This is a genomic window from Micromonospora sp. NPDC051296 (assembly GCF_040682255.1).
In the GTDB taxonomy this organism is placed as follows: domain Bacteria; phylum Actinomycetota; class Actinomycetes; order Mycobacteriales; family Micromonosporaceae; genus Micromonospora; species Micromonospora craterilacus.
In genome coordinates this window covers 1-10,018 of the sequence record NZ_JBFBAO010000270.1, presented here as the reverse complement: position 1 = coordinate 10,018, position 10,018 = coordinate 1, and the positions used below count along the sequence as shown (strand labels likewise).

Annotated in this window: 8 protein-coding genes; 6 read left to right on the top strand and 2 right to left on the bottom strand. The window is 71.6% G+C overall.

From position 1 onward, the window contains the following. Nucleotides 1–194: 194 nt before the first annotated feature. Nucleotides 195–2,468, bottom strand: a complete 2,274-nt coding sequence (locus AB0M52_RS24355) for an excinuclease ABC subunit UvrA (RefSeq protein WP_363957860.1) — start codon at nt 2,466–2,468, stop codon at nt 195–197. A gap of 155 nt (nt 2,469–2,623) precedes the next feature. Here AB0M52_RS24355 and AB0M52_RS24350 point away from each other — a divergent pair, with 155 nt between their 5' ends. Beyond that, the gene (locus AB0M52_RS24350; RefSeq protein WP_363957857.1) at nt 2,624–3,352 is read left to right on the top strand and encodes a MerR family transcriptional regulator; all 729 of its coding nucleotides are present in this window, start codon (nt 2,624–2,626) and stop codon (nt 3,350–3,352) included. Nucleotides 3,353–3,375: 23 nt separating this feature from the next. On the opposite strand, the gene AB0M52_RS24345 is transcribed toward AB0M52_RS24350, so the two are convergent. Beyond that, nucleotides 3,376–4,104, bottom strand: coding sequence for a methyltransferase domain-containing protein (locus tag AB0M52_RS24345; protein ID WP_363957854.1), 729 nt, complete (start codon nt 4,102–4,104; stop codon nt 3,376–3,378). Between the two features lie 550 nt (nt 4,105–4,654). Here AB0M52_RS24345 and AB0M52_RS24340 point away from each other — a divergent pair. The 5 genes from AB0M52_RS24340 to AB0M52_RS24320 all read left to right on the top strand — a co-directional run. Next, entirely contained in the window at nt 4,655–5,947 is a 1,293-nt protein-coding gene (locus AB0M52_RS24340) for a D-alanyl-D-alanine carboxypeptidase (RefSeq protein WP_363957851.1), read from the top strand. Between the two features lie 195 nt (nt 5,948–6,142). Next, on the top strand, nt 6,143–6,979 hold the full coding sequence (locus AB0M52_RS24335) for a M15 family metallopeptidase (RefSeq protein WP_363957848.1): 837 nt from the start codon (nt 6,143–6,145) through the stop codon (nt 6,977–6,979). Between the two features lie 183 nt (nt 6,980–7,162). Next, nucleotides 7,163–8,194, top strand: a complete 1,032-nt coding sequence (locus AB0M52_RS24330; protein ID WP_363957845.1) for a PHB depolymerase family esterase — start codon at nt 7,163–7,165, stop codon at nt 8,192–8,194. Nucleotides 8,195–8,331: 137 nt separating this feature from the next. After that, the gene (locus AB0M52_RS24325; RefSeq protein WP_363957842.1) at nt 8,332–9,168 is read left to right on the top strand and encodes a class I SAM-dependent methyltransferase; all 837 of its coding nucleotides are present in this window, start codon (nt 8,332–8,334) and stop codon (nt 9,166–9,168) included. Continuing rightward, a partial coding sequence (locus AB0M52_RS24320; protein WP_363957840.1) for a VOC family protein occupies nt 9,168–10,018 on the top strand: 851 nt, incomplete at its 3' end. The genes AB0M52_RS24325 and AB0M52_RS24320, both read left to right, overlap by 1 nt.

The following is a 10,018-nucleotide window of genomic DNA, read 5'->3' as shown; positions in this document are numbered from 1 at the left end:
CACCGGCCGGGCCGTGCTCTACGTGCACGGCTTCGTCGACTACTTCTTCCAGACCCACGTGGCCGACTTCTTCGCCGAGCGGGGCTGGGTGTTTTGATCTCCGAAACGCCCGCTAACTTCATGATCAACCCAGCGCGGGTGGCGGGGCTCCGCCCGGCCTGGTGTCAAGGGGGTGGCGGGTCGGGCGGGCGGGGTCAGGGCGCGACGTACTCCCGCAGGTGGCGGGCGGTGAGGGTGTCGCCCTGGGCGACCAGGTCGGCGGGGGTGCCGGTGAACACGACCCGGCCGCCGTCGTGACCGGCGCCCGGCCCGAGGTCGATCAACCAGTCCGCGTGCGCCATGACCGCCTGGTGGTGCTCGATGACGATGACCGTGTTGCCGGCGTCGACCAGCCGGTCGAGCAGCGCCAGCAGCTGGTCGACGTCGGCCAGGTGCAGGCCGGTGGTCGGCTCGTCCAGCACGTACGTGCTCGCTTTGTCGGCCATGTGGATGGCCAGCTTCAACCGCTGCCGCTCGCCACCGGAGAGGGTGGTCAGCGGCTGGCCCAGGGTGAGATAGCTCAGCCCGACGTCGGCCATCCGGTCCAGGATGACCCGGGCGGGCCCGCTGGGGAAGAAGTCCCGGGCCTCGGCGACCGGCATGCCGAGCACCTCGCTGATGTTCTTCCCGCGCAGCCGGTAGGTGAGCACCTCGTCGGTGAACCGGCGGCCCTCGCACCGCTCGCAGACCGAGGCGACGCCGGCCATCATGGCCAGGTCGGTGTAGACCAGCCCGATGCCCTTGCAGGTGGGGCAGGCACCCTCGGAGTTGGCGCTGAACAGGGCGGCCTTCACACCGTTGGCCTTGGCGAACGCGGTGCGAACCGGGTCGAGCAGGCCGGTGTAGGTGGCCGGGTTGCTGCGCCGGGATCCCCGGATCGGGGACTGGTCCACCACGACCACCCCGTCGCGGCGGTGCAGCGAGCCGTGCACCAGTGAGCTCTTGCCCGAGCCGGCCACCCCGGTGACCACAGTCAGTACACCGAGCGGGATGTCCACGCTGACGTCGCGCAGGTTGTGCAGGTCGGCGTGCCGGATGGGCAGCTGGCCGCGAGGGGTGCGGACCCGCTCGCGCAGCCGTACCCGGTGATCCAGGTGCCGGCCGGTGAGGGTGTCGGAGCGGCGGAGGCCGGCCACGTCGCCGGTGTAGCAGATCCGGCCGCCGGCGGTGCCGGCACCGGGGCCGAGGTCGACCACGTGGTCGGCCTGCGCGATGGTCTCCGGCTTGTGCTCGACGACGAGCACGGTGTTGCCCTTGTCCCGCAACCGCAGCAGCAGGTCGTTCATCCGGGCGATGTCGTGCGGGTGCAGGCCCACGGTGGGCTCGTCGAAGACGTACGTGATGTCGGAGAGGCTGGAGCCGAGGTGCCGGACCATCTTGACCCGCTGCGCCTCGCCGCCGGAGAGGGTGGCGGACTCACGGTCGAGGCTGAGGTACCCCAGGCCGATCTCGACCAGCGAGTCCAGCAGATCCCGCAGGTTGCCGGTCAACGGGGCGACCGACTCGTCGTCGATGCCCCGGATGAACTCGGCCAGGTCGCTGATCTGCATGGCGGCGCACTCGGCGATGTTGCGTCCGGCGATGCGGGATGACAGCGCGGCGGCGTTGAGCCGGGTCCCGGCGCAGTCGCCGCAGGTGGTGAAGGTGACCGCCCGGTCGACGAAGGCCCGGATGTGCGGCTGCATGGACTCGCGGTCCTTGGCCAGGTAGAGCCGGCGTACCTTGACGACCAGACCCTCGTAGGTCAGGTTGTTGCTGCCCACCTTGATCTTCGTCGCGGGCTTGTGCAGGAAGTCCTCCCACTGCTGCGGGGTGAAGTCCTGGAGCTTGACGTCCGGGTCGAACAGGCCCGAACCGACGAAGGTCTGCCAGTACCAGGTGTCGACGCCGAAGTTCGGCACGTTGATCGCGCCGCCGTTGAGCGACTTCTCCACGTCGACCAGTTCGTTGACGTCGAGGTCGGAGACCCGGCCGAGGCCCTCGCAGGTGGGGCACATGCCCTCGGCCAGGTTGAAGCTGAACGCACCGGCCCCGCCGACGTGCGGGTTGCCGAGCCGGCTGAAGACGATGCGCAGCATCGCGTACGCGTCGGTGGCGGTACCGACGGTGGAGCGGGAGTTGGCCCCCATCCGTTCCTGGTCGACCACGATCGCCGGGGTGAGGTTGCGTAGCGAGTCGACGTCGGGCCGGGACAGGCTGGGCATGAACGACTGGAGGAACGCGCTGTAGGTCTCGTTGATCATCCGCTGCGACTCGGCGGCGATCGTGCCGAAGACCAGCGAGGACTTGCCGGATCCGGAGACCCCGGTGAACACCGTCAGCCGGCGCTTGGGGATGTCGACCGAGACCGAGGCGAGGTTGTTCTCCCGCGCCCCGCGTACCTCGATCACGTCGTGGCTGTCGGCGGCGGACCGTGCTGGCTGCTGCATGCGAACCCTTCGCGAGATCGTGGACTTCGAATGGCCTGGCCGGGTTCAAGTGTCTCATTGAGGCCCTCGTTGAGGCTTTGCGCAGATCACCGCAGGGCAGCGAGGCAGAATGTCACGGCAAGTCTCAAACGACGTGGAAGAGGTATGGTGCCCCGGTGACGGGCCGGGAGCGCACCGGGCGGCTTCGGGCGGTCGACCTCGCCGCGGCAGCCGGCATCTCCGTGCAGCAGGTGCGCAACTACGTCGACCTCGGCGTGCTGCCGCCGGTCGAGCGCACCCCGAGCGGCTACCGGATCTTCACCGAGGCACACGCCCGCGCCCTTGTCGTAGCTCGCGCGATGGCCGATGGGCACGGCTGGGCGCGTACCCGCGAGGTGATGGCGGCCGTGCACGCGGGTGACCTGCCGGCGGCGCTGGCGTCCCTCGACGGCGGCCACGCCGAGCTGGACCGCGAGCGCGCCGAGATCCGCCGGGTGCTCGGCGCGTTCGAGACGGTGGTGACCAGCCCACGTCCGCCGGTCGCCGCGCCGCGCGGGGCCGTCCGCGTCGGCGCGGTGGCCGACCTGGTCGGGGTCCGTACCTCGCAGCTGCGCTCGTGGGAGGCGCACGGCCTGCTCCGCCCGGTGCGTGAGCGGGGGACCGGCTACCGGGTGTACGACGAGGCCGAGCTGCGTGCCGCCCAGGTCGTGGCGCTGCTCCGCCGGGGCGCCTACCCGTTCGACATCATCACCGCCGTGCTCGACGAGATGCGGACCACCGGCAGCCCGCAGCGGGTCCGCGCGGAGTTGGCCCGGCGCGAGCAGGAGCTGTACCGGCGTAGCCTGCGGCGGCTGGCCGCCTCGGCCGCGCTGCACGACTACCTGCGGCAGCTGGATCCGGCCTGACCGCTGCGCGGGCCCGGCATGACTCAGCGCAGCACCAGCAGGTCCAGGTAGTCGACGACCGGACCGTGGGTGTTGCCGGCTGCCGCCCGCAACCGCGCCATCCCGGCCGTGTACTCGGCGTCGGTGATCAGTTGGAGTGGAGTGTGCGCGCGGCGGTTCATCCGCTCCGCGTACTCGGCCAACGAGCCGGCGGTGGTCTGCGCGACCGGTTCGACGGTGCTCACCGGGAAACCGGCCCGGGCGAAGGCCGCGCGGACCCGGACCAGACCGGGGTACGTCTCGAGCACCCGGACCGCTTCGGGGAACCAGTGGAACAGCGCGATGCGCTGGTGTCGCCCGGGGAAGGGGGAACGGATCAGCACCGGGGCGCCGGGCCGGAGCACCCGGCGTAGCTCGTGCGCCATGGTGTCCAGGTCGGCCACGTGGTGGATCATCGTCGACAGCCAGGCGCCGTCGGCGCTGGACGTGGCCAGGGGCAGCGCGGCGGCGTCGCCGGCCAGCAACGGACGGTGCGGGCAGCGCTCACGCATCGCGGCGGCCGGTTCCACCGCGAGCACGCGGACGTCGTACCACTCGGTGAACGCGTCGGCCCAGTTGCCGGTGCCGGCGCCCAGGTCCAGCAGGGTCGATCCGGCCCGCGGCCGTAGGTGCTGCTGGACGGCGTACCGCCAGCGGCCCAGGCCGTCCCATCCCAGCTCACGACCGGCGGCGAACGCGGCGGCGTTGGTGTCGTCGTAGGAGATCAGAGCCACGGCCACCACCTCGCGACCGCCGCCGGGGGATCCGGTCGAGCGTTGTTGCGGTTGTAGTCGGAGGGTGAGCCGCCGGTCAACCATTTGTGAACAACCGCGCAGCGCCGCCGTCGATGGGCGGCGTCTCACCGCCGCCCATCGAAGGGCTTAGCTCAGTTCACCGAGCAGGGCGCCAGGTTGACCAGGTCGGCCGGCCAGTTGCCGTCGACCCGTCCGATCGCCGTGGCAATCCGGTTGAGGACGGCGACCCGCTTGTCCCTGAGCGGGCCGACGATGGCGTTCTGGACGATGTTCGGGCCGCCCCCGGGACGGACGGCGAGCTGGGCGGGCGGGCGTTGGCCTCCGCGATCTGGGCGTCGAGGTTGGCGAGTTCGCGCTGGACCTCGGCGGCGGCCTGGCAGGTCCGGCCGTTGCGTGTGTTCGGCCGTGGATACGGGGGGCGACGGCGATCGGTTCAACCGGTTCCGGCGAAGGCCGACGGCGACTCGTGCCGGTTGGCCCGCCGGCCGGGCGCGCGCCGCCGCCGATCTTGCCGTTAGTCTGCGTCTTCATGAGAGTTCGGGCCTTGGCCGTCACCGCCGCCGTCGTCGCGATCGTGGCGATCCCCGCCACTCCCGGTGCCGCGGAGGTCACCACCGGTGCCGCTGCGACGCCGGCCGCCGTGCCGACATCCGCCGGCGTGCCGACCCCGGGCGGCGGGCCCACCTCGGCCAGGGTGCCCTGCCCGAAGGCGGTGGCGCCGAAGGTGACCCGGTCGCCTCGGCCGACCCCACCGCCGTCCGTGCCGGAGCACCGGGTCGTCGGCGGCGACGCGCTGGCCACTCCCGGCCTCGTCGTGCCGCCGGGCGTGCCCACCCCACCGAAGGTGACCGCGACCTCGTGGCTGGTGGCCGATCTGGACACCGGTCAGGTGCTGGGTGGCTGCGGCCCGCACGAGTACGCCACCCCGGCCAGCGTGCAGAAGCTGCTGCTGGCCGCGACCATGCTGCCGCGGCTCGACCCCGAGCAGGTCATCACGGTCACCAAGGAGGACCTCGACATCGCACCGGGCAGCTCGGCCGTCGGACTGCTCGTGGGCGGCCGCTACCGGGTGGAGACCCTCTGGCTGGGGCTGCTGCTGCAGTCCGGCAACGAGGCCGCGAACGCGTTGGCCCGCCTCGGCGGCGGGCCGGACGGGGCGGCCGGCGGGGTACGGGAGATGAACGAGCAGGCCCGCCGGCTGGGTGCCCTGCAGACCCGCGCGATCACCCCGTCCGGGTTGGACGCTCCGGGACAGTTCACCAGCGCGTACGACCTGGCGCTGATCGCCCGGGCCTGCTTCGCCGACCCGACCTTCCGCCGGTACGTGCTCACCGAGCGGACCAAGGTTCCCGCCCAGCGGGCTTTGCGCGCCAAGGGCTTCGAGATCCAGAACGGGAACCAGCTGATCTACCGCTATCCCGGTGCGCTGGGCGGTAAGACCGGCTTCACCGACTACGCCCGGCACACCTACGTCGGTGCCGCCGAACGCGACGGCCGCCGGCTGGTCGTCACGCTGCTCGGCGCCGAGCCCCGGCCGATGCGTGGCTGGGAACAGGGTGCCGCGCTGCTCGACTGGGGGTTCACGCTGCCCCGGGAGGCGTCGGTCGGCCGACTGGTGGAGCCGGGTGAGCTGGACGCCCCGCCGTCACCGGCCGTGTCCGAGCCGGCCGCCGTACCGCCCGCGGGCGGTACGCCGGCCGCCGCCCTCGACGACGGGCCAGGTGCGGGGACGCTGGTGGCGCTGGCCGTGGGCGTGGCCGCGGTCGTGGTGGCGGTGGTGGCCGCGCGGCGTGTCCGAGCCACTGAACGCGGCACGGGCTGACAGGCGCGCTCGCCGGCTGGGATGTCTGCCCTGGTCGATTCGCCGGACCAGCCGGAAATCACCCGATAGTCTCGCTGAATGTGAGAACCTCTCGCCCAGCCTTCGTGGTGACCGCGGTGCTCCCGACCCGCTCCCTCCGCGCGGTTGATCATGAAGTTAACGGGGATTTTGATCTCCGATCGACCCGCTAACTTCATGATCGACCCACGTAACCGGGGCGCTGGCCTGGGGTTCGTGGGTGGGGGGTGGGTGGCGCTGGGGGTGGTGGCGCTGATGGTGGGCGCGGGGTGCACGCGGCCGGCGACCGAGCCGCCCCCGTCGCCCTCTCCGGCGCCGGCCCGGCCGGGGTTCGTGGTGCTGTCCGATGTGGATCCACGCATCCGCACCGACATCCGGTACGCGACGGCGCACAACTTCGTCGGCCGGCCCATCGACGGCTACCCGGAAGCGCTGTGCCTGCTCACCGGCCCGGCCGCGGTAGCGCTGCGCCGGGTGCAGGACGTCGCGCTCGCCGCCGGCCGCAGCCTCAAGGTGTACGACTGCTACCGCCCCCAACGCGCCGTGGACGACTTCGTGACCTGGGCCGGCCAGCCTGACGAGCAGGCGACGAAGGCCGAGTTCTATCCCCGGGTGGCGAAGCCGGAACTGATCGGCCGTGGCTACCTCGGCGTGCCCAGCACGCACAGCCGGGGCAGCACCGTCGACCTCACGCTGGTCGAGGTGCCGACACCCGAGCAGCCCGGGTACGTTCCGGGCCAGCCGCTGGTGGCCTGCACCGCGTCGCGCGACCGGCGTTTCCCGGACAACAGCGTCGACATGGGCACCGGCTTCGACTGCTTCGACCCGCTGGCGCACACGGACTCGTCGCGGATCGGCGACCCTGCCCGGGAGAACCGGCGGCTGCTGCGGCAGCTGATGACCGACGGCGGGTTCGTCGGCTACGACCGCGAGTGGTGGCACTTCCGCTACCGCGACGAGCCCTGGCCGGACACCTACTTCGACCTGCCGGTCGCCCGTTCCTCAACCGGCTGACCCGTCCCGCGGCTGCGCCATGTGCCGCAGGCGACGTGGAGCGAGGGCACCCGACGGCGCCGGCACCACACAGCGCGAGCCCGGGAGGTGTGGGCCGCGCTCATGTCGCCGGTGACGCAGCTCACGTTAGCGTCGCCTCACGCCGACACCACCGCCGGCGCTCACCGGACCAGGGAGAGCGTCATGATGAAACCCGCCCTGCGACTGCTCGCCGGCGCCGTCGCGGCCCTGCTGCTGACCCCCACGGCACCCGCGTACGCCGCCGCCACCCCGCACACCAAGACGCCCGTCTCGGGAACCCTGTCGACGTACCGCGTCTCGGGCGTGTACGTCGCCGGTGTCTCCTCGGGCGCGTACATGGCCACCCAGCTTCAGGTGGCCTACTCGCAGCGGATCAGGGGAGCGGCACTGTTCGCCGCCGGCCCCTACTACTGCGCGCAGAACAACGTCGCCCAGGCGCTGTACGGCTGCGGCGACAACATCTACCCGACGTACCTGAGCGCCTTGCAGACCTACACCCGCACCTGGGCCGGGTACGGCTGGGTCGACCCGGTCTCCGGGCTGTCCGGCGAGCCGGTCTACGTCTTCCACGGCGGCGCGGACTCGACGGTGAAACGGTCGGTCAGCGACGACCTGGTCCGCTACCAGCAGCACTTCGGTGCCAGCGTGCAGTACGACAGCGGGTCCTCCGCCGGGCACGGCTGGGTCACGCCGTACGGGACGGTGGGCTGCTCCGCCACGGCGTCGCCGTACCTCAACGACTGCGGCACCGACCCGCAGAACACCTTCCTGCGCAAGCTGTTCGGGTCGGTGCAGGCACCGAACGCCGGGCCGCTCGGCGGCACGCTGGTGCGGTTCAGCCAGAACACCTTCGCCGTCAACGGCTGGGCCAACGGCCTGAGCATGGACGCCAACGGCTTCGCCTACGTCCCGGCGTCCTGCTCATCGGGCGGGACGTGCCGGGTGCTGGTGGCCCTGCACGGGTGCCTTCAGGGCCACAGCCGGGTCGGCACGGCCTTTGTGGACCGGGCGAACCTCAACCAGTACGCCGACACCAACCAGATGATCGTGCTCTATCCGCAGGCGATCACCTCGGCGAGCAACCCGAACGGTTGCTGGGACTGGTGGGGTTACCTCGGTGCCACGAACTACCCGATCAAGGGAGGTGCCCAGGTGGAGACCATCATGAACATGGTCCGCCGGCTGGGCGGCTAGCCGGGCCCGGTGTAACGCGGCCCCGTCGCCGGCGCGAAACTCCGCAACCGCGAAGTGGCCGGCCCAGGGTGCCGCCACTAGCCTTTGGGTGCGAGGCCTATTCCGGCCCGGAGCTTCCTGCGACCGGAGCGGAGATCATGTCACTGGACTTCCTCGACGACGTCGCCGCCCTTGAGCTTCAGGCCGCCGGCGAGGATGTCGACGCCATCGTCGCCACGCTGCCCATCCAGAACGCCCGGTCGATCCTGGAGGTCGGCTGTGGCAGCGGAGCGTTCACCCGGGCGTTGGCGCGGGTCGCGTCATCTCCGGTCGGCGACCAGTCCCGGCGGGTCCGGGTGGTCGGGATGGACCGGTCGCCGGCCAGCGTCGCGCAGGCAGTGCGGCTGGCCCGCGCGGAGGGACTCGGCAACGTCGAGTTCGTCGCGGCCGACATCCTCGACCCGGCGAGTCTGGCACCGCTCGTCGGGCAGTTCGACATCGTGATCTGTCGATACTTTCTCATGTACATGACGCCCGGCGGGCTGGGCGAGGCGTGCCTGGCCAACATGCGGACCTGCGCCCGCCGGGACGGGCTGGTGGCGTGCGTCGAGGTGGACGCGAACTTCGGCGAGGACCGGTACCCGCCACCGAGCGAGCGGCTGGACGTGGTGCTGCGCCGGATCGTTCCGCTCTACCGGGAGCGCGGCCTCGTGGACTGGCGGTGTGGGATCACCCTGCACCACCACCTGACCACGGCCGGGCTCCGGGACGTGCGGGTCCGCGTCGTCGACGGCCGGTGCATCGCGGGCGGCTCGCCACGCGCACTGGTGCAGCACGGCTCCATGCACGTCGAGGAGCTACTCGCGCCCTGCCTGGCGGAGCTGGGGTTGGCCGACCGGACCGCAGAGGTGGCCGCCGAGTGGCGGGCCTACCTCGCCTCGCCCGAAGGGTTCGTCTACACCCCGGTGTTTCTCGGCGTGGGGAGGAGTGTCTGATGCGTGCCGCGGTGATGTACGTCTTCGTGTACGTACGGGATCTGGCGAGGTCCCGGCGGTTCTACGAGGACGTCCTGGGATTCCCGGTGCTGGAGTCGGACGACGTCTCCGTCAAGTACGACGCGGGTGGCGTCGTACTGGCCCTGAATCGGGCCGCGGACTGGGGCATCGCCATCGACGACCAGGTGGGGTCGTCGCTGCTGGTCTTCCACGTCGGCAACATCGACCGCGCCAAGGCGGCGGCGCAGGCGCGGGGCGCGGTCTTCGACGAGACGATCCGGTACGACATCGGGGCCACCACCAACTGCTACGACCCCGACGGGCACTGCGTCACCATCTACCAGCCCTCGGACGAGGCGCTCGGCTGGCCGTCGGGCGCACGTTACAAGACGCTCGCCGCGGCGTACGAGCAGGCCGGTGAGGAGAGCCGGATCGGCCCGCTGGTGTACCTCTTCCAGTTCGTCGAGGATCTCGCGGCGTGCCGCGCGTTCTACGAGGAGCGGCTCGGCCTGACCGTCGCCGAGGTGGACGAGGAGGAGGGCGTCACGAAGTACGACGGCGGGACCCTGCTCATCTCGCTGCATCCGCTGGAGGATCTGCCGGCGGCGCTGACCGGGTTCCCCCGCACCCGCAGTATCGCCCTGGTCTTCCGCGTGGCGGATCTCGACGCCGCGGTCCGGTCCCTCGCGGCGGCCGGGCTGGACCTGTCGGCGGCCGTCACGCATTCCCCGATCGGGGCGACGGCCAGATTCGTCGATCCCGAGGGGAACATCTTCTTCCTCTACCAGCCGTCCGACGTCGCGCTCACCTGGCCGAGCGCGACGAAGGGCGCCGAGCTGCCGGCGGGGAT

Coding starts and splice junctions, on each gene's coding strand:
- AB0M52_RS24340 (WP_363957851.1), top strand. CDS start 4,655: ATGAGAGTTCGGGCCTTGGCCGTCACCGCCGCCGTCGTCGCGATCGTG.
- AB0M52_RS24330 (WP_363957845.1), top strand. CDS start 7,163: ATGATGAAACCCGCCCTGCGACTGCTCGCCGGCGCCGTCGCGGCCCTG.
- AB0M52_RS24335 (WP_363957848.1), top strand. CDS start 6,143: ATGATCGACCCACGTAACCGGGGCGCTGGCCTGGGGTTCGTGGGTGGG.
- AB0M52_RS24355 (WP_363957860.1), bottom strand. CDS start 2,468: ATGCAGCAGCCAGCACGGTCCGCCGCCGACAGCCACGACGTGATCGAG.
- AB0M52_RS24325 (WP_363957842.1), top strand. CDS start 8,332: ATGTCACTGGACTTCCTCGACGACGTCGCCGCCCTTGAGCTTCAGGCC.